Below are 16150 nucleotides of genomic sequence, written 5' to 3'. Positions count from 1 at the left end.
CCCTATTGCCCCGTTGGCGGGCGGTCTGAGGGAATAGGGAATAAAAACCTTCCCTATTGCCCGACTGCTTGCCCATCCGCATTGGCATTACTGCTGCCATTGTCAGCGCCTTGCTGGCCATTGCCGCGGCGCTGGCCAAAGCCGCCGCCTCCGAAGCCGCCGCCAAATCCTCCCCGCAGCGACACGTATTCCGCCTCTTTTGTTCCTGTTTTGATCCAAATGTTGACGATATCGTCGGCCGCTAAATCTGCCAATTTGATTTGCTCATAATTCATTGTGCCTTGGTCATCGCGCACAAGCTTATAAATTGCCGCGCTCTCTGGAATTGTGATGGTCTGCTGTTCGCCCGTGAACAGATTCGGCATCTGTCTCCCGCCGCCCTGCGGAGCTTGTCCGTCAGCAGGGGGCTGCCCATTAGCGTCGCCTTGTGGCGCCTGTCCGTCAGCGGGAGGCTGCCAATTTGGATCAGCCTGTGGCGCCTGTCCGTCAGCGGGAGGCTGCCAATTTGGATCAGCCTGCGGAGCTTGTCCGTCAGCAGGAGGCTGCCCATTGGCCTCGCCCTGCTGCGCTTGACGGCCTTGGCCGTTGCCGCCGCGCTGCGGCATAGCGCTCAGGTCAGCGGCTTGAACGACAACGGATGTGCCGCTGATCGAGATAATTTTGGCCATCATATCGGCTTGCCGATCGGGCTGGTTCGGTGCGGCTGCCATTTGGAAGCCGCCTTGGCGGCCTTGCCCTTGCCCCTGTCCTTGTCCTTGCTGCTGCGCATAATCGCCTTGCTGCCCGTTCGCTGCAGCCGTATCGGCGCTGTTCTTCGATCCGCAAGCAGCGAGCAAGGCAGAGGCGAGAAGCAGCGCCGTTGCTGCTTTTAATCCGTTCGACCAACGTTTATTCATAGGATTGACCACTCCATTCTTTGACTCGATAATCGACATCCTACCACACAACGATGAACGGAATATGAATAAGCCTGTTCATGTTCTGTTCACGAACTTATGGTACCTTCACTTACGAGCAGGAATAGGGGAATGGGAAGGTGGAGCGGGCAATGAAGAAGTGGATACTGGTCGGTACGGCGGTCGTGTTGATCGCGGCATCCGGCACGCTGTATTGGTACACACGGGATGGACAGACCGAAGCGGCAGCCACCGTGCAGCCGACAGCGCGAGTAACGAAGGGGAATATTTCGGTTAAAATATCCGGGTCTGGCTCGGTCAACACGGTTGAGACGGTATCTGTGAGCGCAGGCGCACAGGGCAAGGTCAGCAAAGTGAATTTCAAAGCCGGCGATAAGGTAAAGAAAGGTCAGCTCCTGATCGCATTCGAGCAAGAGGACTATACGAACCAAATCGCAAAAGCTGAGCTTAATTTGAAGAAGCAGGATCTTCAATTGGCCAGCTTAAAGAAGCAATATATTGAGGCTTACGGCGATGAAGATCGCCAGGCGGACATCAAGCTCCAAATCGATAGCCTTCGATTGGACATCGAATCGGCCAATCTGGAACTGGCTGATCTTAAGGAGCAGGAGGCCGCAATACCGAGCGTAGTCGCACCTTCGGACGGCACGGTGACGACTGCGAGCGTTGCGGTTGGCGATCAGCTGAACGAATCCAAAGTAATTGCGGAGATCGTCGATTATTCGAAACTCCAATTTACGATGAACGTCGATGAGCTGGATATTCCCAAAATAAAAGTAGGCCAAGCAGCAGACATCGTGCTAAATGCGCTGCCGACCGAAGCGTTGACGGGCAAGGTGCTTTCCATTGCGCAAGAGGGCTCCTCCTCCAATGGCTCAGCATCATACGCGGTAACCGTCTCGCTGGATAAGCTGACGGGCGTCATTGCCGGCATGTCTGGCGAAGCCTCGGTCATCACGGCATCTAGCGACAACACGCTGCTCGTGCCGATTGCTGCTGTTCGTACAGTCGGCGGCCGGAGCATCGTTCGTGTACCGGAGTCATCCACAGCGGGTACTGGCACTACTACTACTGGTACGGGTGCGCGTACGCAGACACAGGGACAGGCGCAGCAGCCTGGCACTGGCGCAACCGAAACCGGGCAAGCTGCCAGGGGAGCTGCTGGCGAAGCTGGAGCAGGAGGGGGCGCGAATGGCGGCGCCCCATCGGGCAACGCCAATGGCAATGGCGGCACTGGCGCTGGAGCGGGCACTGGCACGCCAAACGGCCAAGCCGGAGGGCAGCAAGGGTTTGGCGGCCAAGGCGGACGCACAGGCCAAGCAGGCGCTTACGGCGGTTATGGCGGACAACGCCAGGCTGGGCAATTTGGAGGTCAACGCGGAGCTGGCGGCGCCGGTGCAGGGAATGCCGCGCAGCAAGCAGGCAGAATGGTTGAGGTTACAATCGGTCTGAGCAATGAAACCTACGTAGAAATCAAATCGGGGCTTACCGAGGGTGAAACGGTTTATCTGCCGATGCCGACGGTTAGCACGGCGACAGCTTCGAGCTCGCAGCAGCAGCAAATGAACTTCGGCCAGTTCGGCGGCTTCGGCGGCGCTCAATTCGGCGGCGGCGGGTTCACTGGAGGCGGTGGAGGCGGCGGTGCTCGCTTCAGCGCAGGCGGCGGAGGCGGCAGCCGATGAGCCGGCCCTCGAATAGCTCGCTGATCGAGATCGAGAAGCTGGTCAAGACGTATCGGATGGGCCAAGAAATCGTGACGGTGCTGCAGGAAGTAAGCTTGACGGTCGAGCGCGGCGATTTTATCGCTATTGTCGGCCCCTCGGGCTCAGGCAAGTCGACGATGATGAACATTATCGGCTGCTTGGATATTCCGACCTCCGGCAGTTATCGGCTGGATGGTACAGAGGTAAAGGGACTAAGCGATAACAAGCTCGCGGCGATTCGCAACCATAAGATCGGGTTTATTTTTCAAGGCTTTCAGCTTCTCCCGCGGTTGACGGCGATCGAGAACGTAGAGCTGCCGCTCATTTACCGGGGAATGACGACGCGGGAGCGGAAAGCGAAGGCGAGCGAAGCGCTGCGCAAGGTTGGGCTGGAGGATCGGATGCACCATAAGCCGAGCGAGCTGTCCGGCGGCCAGCAGCAGCGGGTCGCCATTGCGAGGGCGCTAGCCGGCGAACCGCCGATTTTGCTGGCGGATGAGCCTACGGGCGCGCTCGATACGCGAACCGGGCAGGAAGTGCTCGCCTTGATGGAGGATTTGCATCGCCAAGGCCATACGATCGTGCTCATCACGCATGATATGGATGTAGCGAAGCGTGCTGAGCGGGTCGTTCGAATGAAGGATGGCGTGCTTACGGAGGATATGAGCGGAAGGAGGAACCGGCGTGAAGCTATCGCAAGCATTCCGAATGGCGTTTAAGAGCATTTGGTCCAATAAGCTCCGAACTGCGCTATCGATGCTTGGCATGCTGATCGGCGTTGCGACGGTTATTGCATTGGTGGCGATGAGCGAGGGCTCCTCCAGACAGGTGCAAGCGCAAGTGGAAAGCCTTGGAGCGGCCAATATGCTGCAGGTGACCATTACGGGAAGAGGACTCACAACCTCGCTGACGAAGGATGAAGCGATGGCATTCGCGGACATTGCGAATGTGGAGGGCGTCTCGCCAATCGTAAACGGGAGCGTTACCGCCAAATTCGGAACGACGAGCGAGTCGTATACAGTGGAGGGCGTTACGCCGGAATACGAAACGGTTCGGGACGTTGGCTTTACCAAAGGGCGCTTTATCGTTGATTTGGACAACGTGAATTACAGCAAGGTCGCGCTTATTGGCGCTAATGTCGCAACGGACCTGTTCGGGACGGAGGACCCTGTCGGGGAAACGATTCTGCTTAACGGCAGCCGCTATAAGGTGGTGGGTCAGCTGGAGACGAAGGGGGATTCGATCAACGGATCTGCCGACGATAAAATTCTGATCCCGCTGGCGACGGGCGAGCGAATGTTCCAGTCCAAAGGCGTAAAGTCGATCTACCTGAAGGTGAGCGACACGGATCAATCCGAGCTTGTGCAAGCACAGCTGGAGCGGAAGCTCGCGGAGAAATTCCCGAATACGACGAATGCTTACCGGGTCATTAATCAGCAGGAAGCGATGGAGACGGTAGGCTCGGTTACGCAGACGATGACGTCGATGATGGCCGGCATTGCGGCGATTTCCCTCGTGGTAGGCGGCATCGGCATTATGAACATTATGCTCGTCTCGGTAACGGAGCGGACGCGCGAAATTGGCATTCGCAAATCGCTGGGCGCGAAGCGGCGGGACATTCTCTTGCAATTCCTTATCGAAGCAGTGGCCATTAGTGGCTTAGGCGGCGCATTCGGCATCGCCATCGGCTATATTGCATCGCATGTGATTGGCGTTGTGATGAGCACGGAAACAGCGGTTTCGTTATCGATGGTCGGCTGGGCGTTCGCATTTTCCGCGGGCGTGGGCGTTATTTTTGGTATATTCCCAGCGAACAAAGCCGCTAGATTGCGTCCCGTGGATGCGCTTCGGCACGATTAACAAGCGATTATTTGGCCCATTGCCTTCTAACCTATCATTCTCGTTCATATAGTAGAGCTATAGGGACGAAAGACTTAAGTCCGCGCCCATGCGCGGGCTTTTGTTTTTCCATGAGGCTACTTTACTCTGGGGAATGAAGGGAGCAGAATATGATCGGATCAATGAATAAGCTCGGATTCAAAGGATGGCGCCGTCGCAGGGCGGTAAAAGGTCCGCATCGCGCAGCTCATGCGATAGGCGGCAGGCTATGGTGGGTGTCGTTTGCAGGGGGGATCGTGCTGGGGGTAGCGCTGCTGCTTGCAGGGATCGGCCATTCGGCTGGATCGCGCAGCAAGCTCGACATAGAGGCGGATGAAGGGGCTGCTCTTGGCTTGCAACCGGCGCCTCGAACGACAGCAACAAGCGGCAAAGCCGTGTCCGAGCTATCCAACAAGCGAGATAAGACAAGCAAGCCAAGCTCATCAACAGGGGGATTGAACCAGCCATCGGCTTCAAAGAGCACAGGCCCAACGGACAAGCCCCATACGGGTCTGGAGAAGCTGCGCGTGCATGTCTATTTGACCAAAGAAGGCAGAGTGGAGACGGTGCCGCTTGAGCTGTACGTACGCGGCGTATTGGCAGGCGAAATGCCTGTCGACTTCGAGCTCGAAGCGCTCAAAGCACAAGCGGTTGCAGCGCGCACCTACATTGTGAGGCGACTGGCCGAGAAGGATAGAAGCGGCGTGCCCGGTGGGCAAGCAGATGTTACGGATACGATCGACCATCAAGTCTATGTGCCGTTGAAGGAGCTGGTTGACCGTTGGCCGGCTGGCGAGGAGCGGGAAGCGACGCTTGGGAAGCTGACGCGGGCGGTGGAGGAGACGCAAGGCCTCGTGCTCACGTATGGAGGACAACCGATAGAGGCGGCATTTTTCTCCACAAGCAATGGCTATACCGAGAATGCGGAGGATTACTGGCAGCTGTCGGTCCCTTATTTGCGCAGCGTAGCGAGTCCTTGGGATTCGGCCATTTCCCCTCGCTATAAGCAGACGGTGCAGATGGGAGAGAAGGAGCTGTATCGAAAGCTGGGCGTGAAGGATGACGGGAAAGCTCCGCGCGTACTGGAGCTGACGGACGGCAGGCGAGTGAAGTCCGTTGTGGTCGGAGGAGAAACCTTCACCGGCAGAGAGGTGAGGGAAAAGCTCGGCCTTGCTTCTTCAGAGTTTAGCTGGACGATCCAGGACGGGGAGGTGACGATTACAACGCTTGGAATGGGACATGGCATCGGCATGAGTCAATGGGGAGCGGATGGGATGGCGAAGGAAGGCGCGAGCGCGGAGCAAATCTTGCTTCACTACTATACGGGCGTAAAGCTGGAGCAAGCTTATAAGCTACTAGCCGCTTCATCGGACTCATAACCCGCGCGGGGCTTGAAATTTGTCGAATCTAAAACTTTATGAAAATACTTTCACCTCACGTATAAACCAAGATTAACTGGCAACAATGGCTGATGAGGTGATGAGCAAATGAATGAACAAAACAACAACAAGCCAAAAGAAACTCCCAAATCGATTCCGGGAGGCGCGGCAGCAGCCAAATCGAAGGGCTGGCGGAAGGTGTTAACGAGCAAATGGGTGACACCAGCGGCTTTCATGGCAGCGGCGGCAATTATCGTAACCTTAATGTGGCTCTATCGGGGAGATCAGCCGGATCAGACAACGACGACACCTACCGATACGGAAGTCAGTCAAGGTGAAGATGTGACGACGAAGCCGGCAGACGACACGATCGCGGTTACGGCAACTGGCGAAGAGATGCAATGGCCGGTAGCCAACTTCAATGACCTGGAAGTATCGCTCCCTTATTATGATGCCGCAGGCACGAATGAGGAGAAGCAAGCAGCGTTCGTTCAGCAGGACAACAAGTTCACTCCGCATGTAGGCTTGGATCTGCAGAAGCCGGACAACACGACGTTTGATGTGCTGGCGGCCCTTAGCGGCAAAGTGACGCATGTCGAGCAGCATCCGATCAATGGAGCAACGGTAGAAATTTCGCATGGCAACGGCCTTGTGACGATCTACCAAAGCTTGAGCGACGTGACGGTCAAAGAAGGCGACGAAGTGAAGCAAGGCACGGCATTCGCCAAAGCGGGCCGCAATGATCTGGAGAAGGAAGAAGGCATTCACCTTCACTTCGAAGCGCGTCAGGACGGCAAAGTCGTTAACCCGAACGAACTGGTCCAAAAGTAAGCGTACCCCGGCACCCGCTACTCCACGAGGAGAGCGGGTGTTTTTTTGATGCCCCAATAAGGCTTTATACCCATCGAACTAACAGAAAAATGAAAATTATTAGCCGTTATGGCTTGTCACGCTTGGCCTTAGAGCATATATACCCGCACCCCTCATATAATGTACCAAACTATCTCGAGTAGGGAGGCGGGAACGTGCACGATTACATCAAAGAGCGAACCATTAAAATAGGCCGCTGCATCGTGGAAACGAAGCACACGGTTCGGACAATCGCCAAAGAGTTCGGGGTTTCCAAAAGCACGGTTCACAAGGATTTGACCGAGCGATTGCCTGAGATCAATCCCGACCTGGCGGATCAGGTGAAACACATTCTGGAATACCACAAATCGATCCGGCACCTGAGGGGAGGAGAAGCGACCAAAATCAAGTATAAGAAGAGCAGCAAGAAGCGGGAAGTGTTCGCCGCCGCTAAGAGCTGATTGCATAAATTTTTCTACAAAAATAGAGGGATTTCGAGAAATTCAGCGAATACTGATCGTAAGAAGATTCTGCGTCCGTGTACGTGGAGATCTATCGCGATCGTTGCACCTTATTTTTATTCGTTGGAGGACTCAAGCCTTATGTTCAGCAAGGATATCGGAATCGACCTAGGCACAGCCAATGTATTAATTCATGTAAAAGGGAAGGGCGTCGTTCTTGACGAGCCTTCGGTTGTAGCTATTGAAAGTGACACCAAGAAGGTGCTTGCCGTAGGAGAATCGGCACATCGGATGGTGGGTCGTACGCCAGGCAATATCGTAGCGATTCGTCCGCTGCGGGACGGCGTCATCGCGGACTTCGAAATCACGGAAGTGATGTTGAAAGCGTTCATCGATCGAGTGGGGGGCCGCAATTGGTACGGGCGGCCGCGTATTTTGATCTGCGCGCCTACGAACATTACTTCCGTTGAGCAGAAGGCTATTCGCGAGGCGGCGGAACGCAGCGGAGCTCGTGAGGTGTTCCTGGAAGAGGAGCCGAAAGCAGCAGCGATCGGTGCGGGAATGGACATTTATCAGCCAAGCGGAAATATGGTCGTTGATATCGGCGGGGGCACGACTGACGTGGCCGTCCTTTCCATGGGCGACATCGTTACGTCCTCGTCGATTAAAGTCGCGGGGGACAAGTTCGACGACGCGATTATGAAGTATATCAAAAATAAGTACAAGCTCCTGATCGGCGAACGGACGAGCGAGGATATCAAGATCAAGATCGGTACCGTGAACACGGAAGGTCGCGATGACGAGATCGACATCCGCGGACGCGATATGGTAACGGGCCTGCCGCTCACGGTGACGATTCGTTCGGCGGAAGTGCGCGAAGCGCTATGGGACTCGGTCATGTCGATCGTTTCCGCTGCAAAGTCGGTATTGGAGCGTACGCCGCCTGAACTGTCGGCAGACATTATCGACCGCGGCGTCATTCTGACCGGCGGCGGTGCATTGTTGGACGGGCTCGACACGCTGCTCTCGGAAGAGCTGATGGTGCCGGTTCTTGTGGCTGAAGATCCGATGCACTGTGTCGTCAAAGGTACTGGCATTATGCTGGATAACCTCGACAAAGTCGCTAATTCGAAGAACAAAGGCTACAAAAAATAATAGCTCCGGCAGGTAGGGCGCTCGGGGGAGCGCGCCGAAGCCGGCTATTCCTTGGGATTGGGCCATGCCTTAGACATATTAAAGGTATGGCCCGATTTGCCGATATAAAGAGTTAGTAGGTATAGAGACAGATATCGCGCACACATTCGCCGGTGTGAACCGGACAAGCCGGGAGGATTTTTTGTATGCTAAGAGGGCTGTACACGGCTGCGGCCGGATTAACGACGCAGCAGCGCCGTCACGACACGGTGACGAATAACATATCGAACATTAATACGCCGGGCTATAAGCAAACGAACGAGGTTACAAGGTCGTTCCCTGAAATGCTGTTGGCGCTTACGGGAACGAACGACAACTCCGACAAGAGGATCGGCAAGCTTGCTACGGGCGTGTTTGCTGAGGAGAGCCTGTCCTTGCAGCTGCAAGGGGACTTGACGGAAACAAAGCGTTCCGGCGATTTTGGCCTGTCGGCTAACATTCAGGTGCCGGGCATTACATTCGACGAGTCTGGCAAATATGTTTCGGATACGGGCGAAGTGACGTTCCAGCCACAAGCGTACTTTACCGTAGAAGGCCAGGATGGCCAGCCGCGCTACACGCGCAACGGACGGTTTGACTTGGATCAGAACGGCTATTTGATCATGGCGGACGGCTCGCGCGTGCTCGGCAAGAACGGACAGCCTGTACAGTTCCAAGCAGGCACCAGTATGGACGATCTGCAGCTTACGGATGATTTCCGATTCATTAATACGGTGACCGGCGCAGATACGGGGCAATCGCTCCAGTTGACGAAGATCGCTGATCCGAATGCGCTTGTGCGCGAAGGCGACGGCAAGTTCCGTCTCGTAGGCGATGCGAATCTGGCAGAAGCTGTTGCGGCTGAGGATGGCGTTGTCGTCAAGCAAGGGTATTATGAACGCTCCAACGTTGATTCTGCCCAGTCGATGGTCGATTTGATGGCTGCGCTCCGAGCTTATGAAGCGAACCAGAAGGTCGTTCAATTTTATGACAAGAGCTTGGATAAGGCGGTTAACGAAATCGGGCGAGTCTAGCGTTTGCTAGTCATCGGCTACAGGCGTAGGAGGTTCAACGATGAACGGTTCAATGATTAATGCAATGGTATCGATGAACGGGCTGCAGCAGAAGCTCGACATTTTGGCGGACAATATCGCGAATTTGAATACGGTCGGCTATAAGCGCAAGGATGCGTCCTTTGAGGATCTGCTGACGAATGCCAAGCAGCAGCCAAGCGCATTCAAGGAGCCGGGCCGCATGTCTCCGATGAACTACACACAGGGCTGGGGCGTTCGTCTGGCGACGATCGAACCGGATCTCTCGCAAGGTCCGCTGCAGCAGACAGGCAACACGCTGGACATCGCGATTGAGGGCAACGCTTTGTATGAAGTGCGGACGCCGGACGGCACCGCGTACACGCGCAACGGTTCGTTCCAGCTCTCGCCTCTCGCGAACGGTAGCTCTGTGCTGGCGACGAGTGACGGCAATCTTCTCATGGGTGAGAATGATCAGCCGATTGTAGTGCCGGCTAATCATACGATTCGTGTCGATGCGGATGGAACGGTACAAGCAGTGGCGGGAGACGGTTCTGCAAGCCCGGTCGGCAAGCTTAAGCTGCTTCAGGCAACGCGTCCTTCTTTGCTGACAACGGTAGCCGATAACTTGTATGCGGTGGCAGAAGGTGTTAATGTAGAAGATGTGTTGAGAACCGTATCAGCCGGAGCGGATAGCAAGGTTTCGCTGCGTCAGGGCTATGTGGAGCAGTCCAATGTAGACATGACAAGCGAGATGACGGATCTCATTAACGTGCAGCGTGCGTATCAGTTGAGCGCCCGGGCTTTGACCTCGAGCGATTCGATGATGGGGTTTGCCAACAACTTGCGCGCATAAACGGAGTTGATTGATAGATATGAGTAAGGATTTACAGCAAACGATCGTTCGCGATAGCGAAGTTAGCCAACTGCGGAATTCCGTCCGTTCGGAGGAAGCGAGCGAGCAATCTGCTGAGTTGAAACGTTCTGGACGCGGCAGCGCGCCTGCTGCTTCGGGCAAGAAACGCAAGTCGAAGTCTAAGCCTAAGCGTAAGGCGTGGGTGACGCTCCTTCGCTGGACAGTGGTGCCCATTCTGTTGTTCTGGTCCATCATTGCCGGTCTGTACGTTGGTTACAGCGTACTGGGCAAGCAGCCAGGCGGCGAAGTGTTCCAGGTCGAGACTTGGAAGCATCTATACGATCTGATCTTTTCGAATTCGTAATGGACGTACAGGAGAAAGCCGTTGGCAGCGATGCCGGCGGCTTTTTTCGTTTGAGCAGAGCTTGGCGGGCGGGAACAGGGGATGAAAAAAGAGCACAGCGCGCATATGAGATGCACGCTATGCTCTATGGATGAAGGCGCTCGTTCGGCTATTTCACCGTAATGTGAACCGATACGATTTTGCCCTGGAAGGTGGCCTTGATGGAAGCCGTTCCTTTGCCAGTCGCGGTTACAACGCCATTCACAACAGTTGCAACAGATGGCTTGGAGCTTGTCCAATCCGATAACGTCGTTGCATCAATCCAGCTGCCGTTATCGTAGAAGGCTTTGACCTTCAACGTATAGGCAGCGCCTACTGCCATATTAACGGACTTGTCAGAACCGACGAACGTTTTGAGCTTCGGAACGACGGTCAGGGCGATCGTTACCGTTTTTCCTTGATACTCGCCCGTAATCGTTGTTGCGCCCACGGCTAGTGCTTTAATCGTGGATGTGGTCATTCTAGCTACGCTTTCGGAGCCAACCGTCCACTTCATTTTGGTAGCCAGCTGAATCGTTTTTCCGCTCTTGTAAGTGCCCGTTACTTTAACCGCTTTTGTTTTTCCGATGTTCAGGGTAAGGGCAGCCGGATCGACCGCGAGCTTGACGATTTCCTCTTCAATGGTAATGCGGATCGTAACGGATTTATTCAAGTAGGTCGCCGTCAGGTTAACGCGGGATGCGACGAGCCCTTTCATTTTGGTCGATTGCAGCAGCAGGTTATCCGAAGTGGATTTCCATTTGACCTTGCTTGTTACGTCTTCTTCCGTTCCGTCCACATTCGTTACCTTGATTTTAGGAAGATCGGTTTCTTTGCCAATAATTAAGCTCAGATCCTCGGAATCGGTAGACAGCAGCAATGGCTTCGGATAAACGGTGACGGTAACGGTAGCCTTCAGGGACCGTGCCGTAGCTGTCAGGACAGCGGTGCCGGCTTTCTTCGCCTCCCATTTGCCATCTTTAACCGTAAGCACTTCTTCGTCGCTGGATGTCCAATGGACGAGCGAAGTCACATTCGTTTTCTCGCCGCCAAATGCTGTTCCGGTTACGGTTGGAAGCGATTTGTTGTCGCCGATGATAGCGTCTAATTCTGTTGTGCTTACTGCGATCGATACGACTGGCGGATAAACGGTTACTTGCACTTCTTTGCTTAAGCCCTTGTAAGATGCGCGAATGGTTGCCGTGCCTGCGCTCATCGGCGTTACTACGCCTTCGCTAACGGTTGCAACCATGACATTGGTGGATGTCCATACGGCATCCTTGGTTATGTCTTTCGTTGCTCCCGCAGCGTCAAGTACCGAAACGGTAAGGCTAGCAGGCGAATCTTGCACGAGCATATCCAGGTTCGCGTCTGGCGTAATTTTCATCGCTTGGAACTCGGGGCGCACGACGACTGTAACCGTATCGGATACGCCATAGCGGGAAGCGGTAATGACCGCTGTGCCAGCTGCGACGGGTTCCACTTCGCCATCGTCAGTAACAGTAGCGACGGTTTCATTGCTGGATGTCCATACCGTGTCGGTGGACGTTGTTACATTTTCCGTACTGCCAGCAGCGGTCTTCACCGAAGCTGTGAGTTTAGCTGAGCTGCCCTCAACCTTCAGCTCAATCAAGTCGTTCGGGCTAATGGTAAGCGATTGGTATGGAGATTTCACTTGCAGCGTTACGGTGCTTGATTTTCCTTTATAAGCAGCTGTGATTGTGGTTTTGCCCGCGCCAACGAGCGTGATGGCGCCTTTCTCAACCGTAGCGACTGCGGTATTGGAAGACGACCATGTTGCGGAAGAAGTCAGATCGTTGGATGCGCTGTTCTTCATGCCGCTTGCGAGCAGCTTGAGCGTACTGCCCAATGTGGCATCGAGCGTATCGCCAACTGCAGCGCCGGTATCGGATTTGCTTAAGGAGATGCTGTCATAAGCATACGTAGCATTAATTTGGACCGTTGCCGAGAATCCGGCATAGGTAGCGGATACGCGAGCGGAGCCAGCGCCTACGATACGGACGCTGCCTTGGCTGACGGTAGCAACGGAGGAATCGGTTGTTTTCCATGTTGCGCTCGCTGTGACTTCGCGTTTATTGACATAACCTTGATAGGAGGCTAACGCCGACAGCTCGGTCGAATCTCCTACGAATAACGATAGAGTGGAGGACGCAGCGTCTAGCTCCAAGCCGTTGACGATGTCATCGGCTGCATATACGGCAGGTTGAATGCATACGAAAATTAGGACGGCAGCAAGCAGCACGGTCAATCGACCGCGCATCGAATGAATCGGGTTGTGACGCATAGGGAAGAAATCAGCCTCGCTCTCAGTTAGGATTGGAAAAATTACCTCTTCATTAATAACGGCATCGAGGGGGGGAGAATGAAGAGGAAGAGCAGAAGCTGCGGGGGTGCGCGAAAGGTTTTATTTTTTAATAGGTAGAGGTATAATGAGTTGGGTAACTTTGAAGCGGCATCCAATTAGTAGCGGGAAAAGGGCGTGAACGTTTGAATCTTCCGAATCTGCTTACGATATCGCGATTTTTGTTAATACCTGTGTATATCGTCGTTTTCGCAGGCGGAGAACGGATGCTTCCAGCGTTCGCCGTTATCGTTGCCGCCGGTATAACCGACGTATTGGATGGCTATATCGCGCGCAAGCGAGGCCAGATCACAGTTGTTGGCGCCATGCTCGATCCATTAGCGGACAAGCTGATGCTTCTTACGGTTATCTTGTCGTTGTTGGCAACTGGGCATATCCCGATTGCAGCAGCCATACTGATGTTCATTCGAGACATCGGCATGATTGCAGGGTCCGCTGTGTTTCATTTTAGCGGCAGAAAGACCGTGCCGGCCAACTGGATGGGGAAATTAACGACTGTGCTCTATTACGCTGCGATCTTCTTCATCTTCATTGAGGCTTCGTTTGCCCAAATGTATTTGTGGGGAGTTGTTGTGTTCTCCTTCGTTACATCCATTATGTATATGATCCAGATTTTCGCGATTAATCGGGATCAAGTGCAGCCTATCAGCCGCAGTCGCAGCCAGTTAACAGGAAAAACCGGTCAGCATCACGAACTATAGGAAGCATACACACAAAGAAGCCCGCCAATCCCGGACAATTATGCCGATGGACAAGCGAGCTCCCTTATCTTAACCTGCGCGAACTGCAGTTTTCGCGAAGGATAGAATTAGGTTGTCACCGATCGGACGGATTATGCTCCGCGCCGGTCTTTATTTTTACTATCCGTAGGAGGGATTATATGCTGGACATTAATGAAATTCAACAAATCATTCCGCACCGCCACCCTTTTCTGCTAATTGACCGAATTATCGAGGTGGAGGAAGGCGTTCGCGCAGTAGGCATCAAGAACGTAACGATGAATGAGCCGTTTTTTGCGGGTCACTTCCCTGGATTCCCGGTTATGCCGGGCGTATTGATCGTTGAGGCATTGGCGCAGGTTGGCGCGGTCGCGATCCTGAAAATCGAGGAAAACCGCGGGAAGCTGGCTTTTTTTGCGGGCATTGATGAGTTCCGATTCCGCGGGCAAGTGACGCCAGGCGATACGCTTCGCCTTGAAGTCGAGATCACTCGCCTGAAGGGCAAGATCGGCAAAGGCCATGCTACGGCGAAGGTGAATGATAAAGTAGTGGCCGAAGGCGGCATTATGTTTGCATTGTCTGATCCATCTTAATTAATAGCAGCATGATTGCGCAATCAACCTTGAACTAGAGAGACTAACCATACAGAAGCAAGATGAGTAGAGAAGCCTTGCGGCGAGATTTTGGGGAGAGAGGATTGATGATATGTCTATTAATGAAGCGGCAATTGCAAAATATGAAGCGTGGCTGAATGATACGGCAATCGACGAGACGACGAAAGAGGAGCTTCGCGGCATCGCCGGGAACGAGAAAGAAATCGTCGACCGATTTTATCGCGATCTGGAGTTCGGCACAGGCGGTCTTCGCGGCGTCATGGGCGCGGGCACGAATCGTCTTAACGCTTACACAGTTGGTAAAGCGACGCAAGGCTTGGCCGATTGGGTGCTCTCGCAAGGAGCGGAAGCCCCTTCCGTCGTTATAGCGCATGACTCGCGCAACAACTCGCCTGAATTCGCGCTCGACGCGGCGCTCGTGCTGGCGGCGAACGGCATCACGGCTTATTTGTTCCCGTCGCTACGTCCAACGCCACAGCTCTCGTTCTCCGTACGCGCGCTGAAGGCAACGGCAGGCATCGTTATTACAGCAAGCCACAATCCCCCAGAGTACAATGGCTACAAAGCATACAACAAAGACGGCTGCCAGCTTGTGCCGCATGAAGCAGAGCAAGCGATCGCACGCATTCAAGCGGTAACAAGCTTTGAGCAAGTGCGTACGATTTCGCGTGAAGAGGCGGAGTCGAATGGGCTGCTGCTCTGGCTTGGACAAGCCGAGGATGAGCAGTTTGCGGAGACGGTTGCAGCTTGCAGCTTAAATCGGGAGCTGCTTCAAAACGGGCTTGGCGAGCGAGTTTCGGTCGTCTTCACCCCGCTGCATGGCTCGGGCAACGTGCCGGTTCGCAGCGTATTAGCTAAAGCAGGCTTCAGCAACGTACATATCGTTCCTGAGCAAGAGCAGCCGGACGGTTATTTCAGCACAGTGAAATCGCCAAACCCGGAAGAACGCGAAGCGTTCACGAAGGCGATTGCGCTGGCGAAGCAAGTCGACGCCGATATTATTATCGGTACTGACCCGGATGCTGACCGCATGGGCGCTGTCGTTAAAAACAACGAAGGCGAATACGTCGTGCTGTCGGGCAACCAGTCTGGCGCCATTATGGTATATTACACGCTCAGCCAATTGAAGGAGCAAGGGAAGCTGCCAGCCAACGGCATCGTCGTTAAGACGATCGTTACGAGCGAGATGGGGGCGGATATTGCCCAATCGTTCGGCGCGTCTGTGACGAACACGTTGACGGGCTTCAAGTATATCGGCGAAAAAATGACGCAGTATGAAGCGACGGGCGAGCATACCTTCTTGTTCGGGTACGAGGAGAGCTATGGATATTTGACGGGCACTTACGCGCGCGACAAAGATGCCGTCGTAGCTTCCTTATTGATTTGCGAAGCTGCGGCATACTATAAAAATCAAGGAAAAACCTTGTACGACGTCCTCCTTGAGCTATATGCGCAATATGGCACTTATCTCGAAGGACTGCAATCCCGCACGCTCAAAGGGCTGGACGGCGTCCAGCAAATTGCGGCGACTATGGAGCAATGGCGGGACAATCCGCCGGCCGAGGTGGCAGGCGTGAAGGTTGACCGTTTGCTGGACTACAATACGGGCCTTGACGGGCTTCCTAAAGAAAATGTATTGAAATTTATGCTCGCCGACGGCTCCTGGTTCTGCTTGCGCCCGTCCGGTACGGAGCCAAAAATCAAAGTATACTTCGCTGTGCGCGGACAGTCTCCGGATGATGCCTCAGCAGCACTAGAACGCTTGACGACCGCAGTCATGGACCGCGTCGATCAACCCGCATAAG

Annotated in this window: 15 protein-coding genes; 13 read left to right on the top strand and 2 right to left on the bottom strand. The window is 54.4% G+C overall.

The window, feature by feature from the left end; genetic code table 11:
* Window positions 1-53: 53 nt before the first annotated feature.
* Window positions 54-896 (bottom strand): hypothetical protein, encoded by an 843-nt coding sequence (locus tag PAECUDRAFT_RS24950; protein WP_006040047.1) that lies wholly within the window; start codon window positions 894-896, stop codon window positions 54-56.
* A gap of 152 nt (window positions 897-1048) precedes the next feature.
* Between PAECUDRAFT_RS24950 and PAECUDRAFT_RS20420 the strand changes: the two genes are divergently transcribed.
* The 10 genes from PAECUDRAFT_RS20420 (at window position 1049) to PAECUDRAFT_RS20375 (ending at window position 10611) form a co-directional block, all read left to right on the top strand.
* Window positions 1049-2599 carry an efflux RND transporter periplasmic adaptor subunit gene (locus tag PAECUDRAFT_RS20420; RefSeq protein ID WP_006040046.1) on the top strand — a complete coding sequence of 517 codons (1551 nt, stop codon included), beginning with the start codon at window positions 1049-1051 and terminating at the stop codon, window positions 2597-2599.
* Window positions 2596-3339 carry an ABC transporter ATP-binding protein gene (locus PAECUDRAFT_RS20415; RefSeq protein WP_006040045.1) on the top strand — a complete coding sequence of 248 codons (744 nt, stop codon included), beginning with the start codon at window positions 2596-2598 and terminating at the stop codon, window positions 3337-3339. Before PAECUDRAFT_RS20420 ends, PAECUDRAFT_RS20415 begins: the two co-directional genes overlap by 4 nt.
* On the top strand, window positions 3305-4480 hold the full coding sequence (locus PAECUDRAFT_RS20410; protein ID WP_006040044.1) for an ABC transporter permease: 1176 nt from the start codon (window positions 3305-3307) through the stop codon (window positions 4478-4480). Before PAECUDRAFT_RS20415 ends, PAECUDRAFT_RS20410 begins: the two co-directional genes overlap by 35 nt.
* A gap of 149 nt (window positions 4481-4629) precedes the next feature.
* Window positions 4630-5877, top strand: coding sequence for a stage II sporulation protein D (gene spoIID / locus PAECUDRAFT_RS20405; protein WP_006040043.1), 1248 nt, complete (start codon window positions 4630-4632; stop codon window positions 5875-5877).
* A gap of 108 nt (window positions 5878-5985) precedes the next feature.
* Entirely contained in the window at window positions 5986-6708 is a 723-nt protein-coding gene (locus PAECUDRAFT_RS20400) for a M23 family metallopeptidase (protein ID WP_006040042.1), read from the top strand.
* Window positions 6709-6902: 194 nt separating this feature from the next.
* On the top strand, window positions 6903-7187 hold the full coding sequence (gene spoIIID, locus PAECUDRAFT_RS20395) for a sporulation transcriptional regulator SpoIIID (protein WP_006040041.1): 285 nt from the start codon (window positions 6903-6905) through the stop codon (window positions 7185-7187).
* A gap of 141 nt (window positions 7188-7328) precedes the next feature.
* Window positions 7329-8342, top strand: a complete 1014-nt coding sequence (mreB, locus tag PAECUDRAFT_RS20390; RefSeq protein WP_006040040.1) for a rod shape-determining protein — start codon at window positions 7329-7331, stop codon at window positions 8340-8342.
* A 185-nt stretch (window positions 8343-8527) separates the two neighbouring features.
* Window positions 8528-9394 (top strand): flagellar hook-basal body protein, encoded by an 867-nt coding sequence (locus PAECUDRAFT_RS20385; RefSeq protein WP_006040039.1) that lies wholly within the window; start codon window positions 8528-8530, stop codon window positions 9392-9394.
* A 40-nt stretch (window positions 9395-9434) separates the two neighbouring features.
* On the top strand, window positions 9435-10247 hold the full coding sequence (locus PAECUDRAFT_RS20380) for a flagellar hook-basal body protein (RefSeq protein ID WP_006040038.1): 813 nt from the start codon (window positions 9435-9437) through the stop codon (window positions 10245-10247).
* 19 nt (window positions 10248-10266) lie between these two features.
* Window positions 10267-10611 (top strand): DNA-directed RNA polymerase subunit beta, encoded by a 345-nt coding sequence (locus PAECUDRAFT_RS20375; RefSeq protein WP_006040037.1) that lies wholly within the window; start codon window positions 10267-10269, stop codon window positions 10609-10611.
* A gap of 148 nt (window positions 10612-10759) precedes the next feature.
* Here the strand turns inward: PAECUDRAFT_RS20375 and PAECUDRAFT_RS20370 are convergent, their stop codons facing one another.
* The gene (locus PAECUDRAFT_RS20370) at window positions 10760-12934 is read right to left on the bottom strand and encodes an Ig-like domain-containing protein (RefSeq protein WP_006040035.1); all 2175 of its coding nucleotides are present in this window, start codon (window positions 12932-12934) and stop codon (window positions 10760-10762) included.
* A 203-nt stretch (window positions 12935-13137) separates the two neighbouring features.
* Between PAECUDRAFT_RS20370 and PAECUDRAFT_RS20365 the strand changes: the two genes are divergently transcribed.
* The 3 genes from PAECUDRAFT_RS20365 (at window position 13138) to PAECUDRAFT_RS20355 (ending at window position 16149) form a co-directional block, all read left to right on the top strand.
* Complete coding sequence (locus PAECUDRAFT_RS20365) at window positions 13138-13713, top strand: CDP-alcohol phosphatidyltransferase family protein (RefSeq protein WP_040713597.1); 576 nt, start codon at window positions 13138-13140, stop codon at window positions 13711-13713.
* 179 nt (window positions 13714-13892) lie between these two features.
* Window positions 13893-14324 carry a 3-hydroxyacyl-ACP dehydratase FabZ gene (gene fabZ / locus PAECUDRAFT_RS20360; protein WP_006040033.1) on the top strand — a complete coding sequence of 144 codons (432 nt, stop codon included), beginning with the start codon at window positions 13893-13895 and terminating at the stop codon, window positions 14322-14324.
* 112 nt (window positions 14325-14436) lie between these two features.
* Window positions 14437-16149 (top strand): phospho-sugar mutase, encoded by a 1713-nt coding sequence (locus PAECUDRAFT_RS20355; protein ID WP_006040032.1) that lies wholly within the window; start codon window positions 14437-14439, stop codon window positions 16147-16149.
* Window position 16150 lies beyond the last annotated feature (1 nt).

Source organism: Paenibacillus curdlanolyticus YK9 (genome assembly GCF_000179615.1).
Taxonomy (GTDB): Bacteria; Bacillota; Bacilli; order Paenibacillales; family Paenibacillaceae; genus Paenibacillus_T; species Paenibacillus_T curdlanolyticus.
The sequence above is the reverse complement of the archived record's forward strand: the minus strand, read 5'-3'. Positions and strand labels throughout refer to the sequence as shown.

Coding starts and splice junctions, on each gene's coding strand:
- PAECUDRAFT_RS24950 (WP_006040047.1), bottom strand. CDS start 896: ATGAATAAACGTTGGTCGAACGGATTAAAAGCAGCAACGGCGCTGCTT.
- PAECUDRAFT_RS20420 (WP_006040046.1), top strand. CDS start 1,049: ATGAAGAAGTGGATACTGGTCGGTACGGCGGTCGTGTTGATCGCGGCA.
- PAECUDRAFT_RS20415 (WP_006040045.1), top strand. CDS start 2,596: ATGAGCCGGCCCTCGAATAGCTCGCTGATCGAGATCGAGAAGCTGGTC.
- spoIID (WP_006040043.1), top strand. CDS start 4,630: ATGATCGGATCAATGAATAAGCTCGGATTCAAAGGATGGCGCCGTCGC.
- PAECUDRAFT_RS20400 (WP_006040042.1), top strand. CDS start 5,986: ATGAATGAACAAAACAACAACAAGCCAAAAGAAACTCCCAAATCGATT.
- mreB (WP_006040040.1), top strand. CDS start 7,329: ATGTTCAGCAAGGATATCGGAATCGACCTAGGCACAGCCAATGTATTA.
- PAECUDRAFT_RS20385 (WP_006040039.1), top strand. CDS start 8,528: ATGCTAAGAGGGCTGTACACGGCTGCGGCCGGATTAACGACGCAGCAG.
- PAECUDRAFT_RS20380 (WP_006040038.1), top strand. CDS start 9,435: ATGAACGGTTCAATGATTAATGCAATGGTATCGATGAACGGGCTGCAG.
- PAECUDRAFT_RS20375 (WP_006040037.1), top strand. CDS start 10,267: ATGAGTAAGGATTTACAGCAAACGATCGTTCGCGATAGCGAAGTTAGC.
- PAECUDRAFT_RS20370 (WP_006040035.1), bottom strand. CDS start 12,934: ATGCGTCACAACCCGATTCATTCGATGCGCGGTCGATTGACCGTGCTG.
- fabZ (WP_006040033.1), top strand. CDS start 13,893: ATGCTGGACATTAATGAAATTCAACAAATCATTCCGCACCGCCACCCT.
- PAECUDRAFT_RS20355 (WP_006040032.1), top strand. CDS start 14,437: ATGTCTATTAATGAAGCGGCAATTGCAAAATATGAAGCGTGGCTGAAT.